3 protein-coding genes are annotated in these 1,463 nt (G+C 27.8%); 2 read left to right on the forward strand and 1 reads right to left on the reverse strand.

What is annotated here, in order from left to right; translation table 11 throughout:
- Positions 1-407, reverse strand: a 407-nt coding sequence (locus Q0370_RS06635; RefSeq protein WP_299573714.1) for a MarR family winged helix-turn-helix transcriptional regulator, incomplete at its 3' end; no start/stop codon positions are given.
- A gap of 234 nt (positions 408-641) precedes the next feature.
- On the opposite strand from Q0370_RS06635, the gene Q0370_RS06640 reads away from it, so the two are divergent.
- Positions 642-926 (forward strand): hypothetical protein, encoded by a 285-nt coding sequence (locus Q0370_RS06640; RefSeq protein WP_299573717.1) that lies wholly within the window; start codon positions 642-644, stop codon positions 924-926.
- A 79-nt stretch (positions 927-1,005) separates the two neighbouring features.
- A partial coding sequence (locus tag Q0370_RS06645) for a DEAD/DEAH box helicase family protein (RefSeq protein ID WP_299573720.1) occupies positions 1,006-1,463 on the forward strand: 458 nt, incomplete at its 3' end.

Genomic DNA, 1,463 nt, shown 5'->3' on the forward strand with positions numbered 1-1,463 from the left:
ATTTTTATTAATTCCTGTTTTTCTTCGGATGAAAGGATGCTATAGGTATTTTTTATTTCATTACGATGTTTAGGTAAAAGAGTTTCAAATAGTTTTTTCCCCTCATCTGTCAAACCTACTAGAAATGCACGCTTGTCTGTTGGGCAAGTCTTCTTGTATAACCAGCCTTTCTGTTCCATATTTTTTATAACAACCGTAATATTTCCCGAAGTTGACAATGCTTTTTCAATAAGTTCGCAAACACGCATTTCACCTTTTGTATAAAGAACATCTAGAACACTAAATTGTGAAACAGTAATCCCTTTCTCCCTAAAATCTTTTCCAATTTTATTATTAATGCTCTTAATAGCCTTTTGCAATATAATCTGTAAATGAATATCCGAATTTTTTTCCCAGCTTGTATCCATAAATCATCTCCTTAACAATTTCACTAATTAGTAATTAATTTATTTTATCACTAGTTAGTGATTTTGTCAATATTTTTTTGTATATCCAAATAAAAAAGAAAAATAAGTGATGGAATATAATAAAAACTAACAATTAAGAGTAGATATACAAATAAAAGTTTAATTATTGAAAAGGAAAATTTTCTTAGTCTTAGTAAGACACAGCAGAAAAGATTTTCACAGAGTGGAAGAAAATTGAAAGACGGAAGTTATGTTGTAAACAGTTTTTTGCTGGCACAGATAGGAAAAAATTATAATATTTCTGATAAAAATATGATAACAGGTGATGAAATAATATCACTGGCACACGAATTATTATTAATCGTGAAAAAAATTATAAATACGAAATATTTATGGTTAGAATGTGAAGACAATAGTTCATTAATAAGATTTTATTCAAATTATGGATTTAACCTGATAAAAAAATTCAGTTCAGAAAATAACTTAAAAACAATGATACTAAGATTAGATAATTTTTAAAAATAAAGGTTTTATGAGTCTCTTTTATCAAAAATGATAATCGAGACTTTTTTATTACAGAACAAAAGGAGAAAATGAAATGTCAAATAAAATAATATTCCAATTTGATGATAATTTGGAATATCAGAAAAAGGCGGTAAATTCTGTTGTAGAACTATTTAGAGGATTGCCAAAATCGTTGGATAGCATTTATGCTGAAAGAATAAGAAGAAGTTTTACAGAAAAAGATCCTGTGAGAAATATTGATATTGTTAGAGGGAATAAACTTTTTCAGAATTTGAAAAAAGTTCAGTTGAAAAATGGACTATTTACTGATGAAAAAGCTTACAGTAAACACGAGCGAGATTTTACAGTTGAGATGGAAACTGGAACTGGGAAAACTTATGTTTATTTGCGTACGATATTAGAGTTGCACAAGGAGTATGGGTTTGAAAAGTTTATAATTGTAGTTCCATCTGTTGCGATTCGTAAAGGGGTGGAAAAATCTATTGAACAATTAAGAGAGCATTTTAAAAGACTGTATAATGTGGATTTATC

The sequence above is a fragment of the uncultured Leptotrichia sp. genome (assembly GCF_938036635.1).
Lineage (GTDB): Bacteria > Fusobacteriota > Fusobacteriia > Fusobacteriales > Leptotrichiaceae > Leptotrichia > Leptotrichia hongkongensis.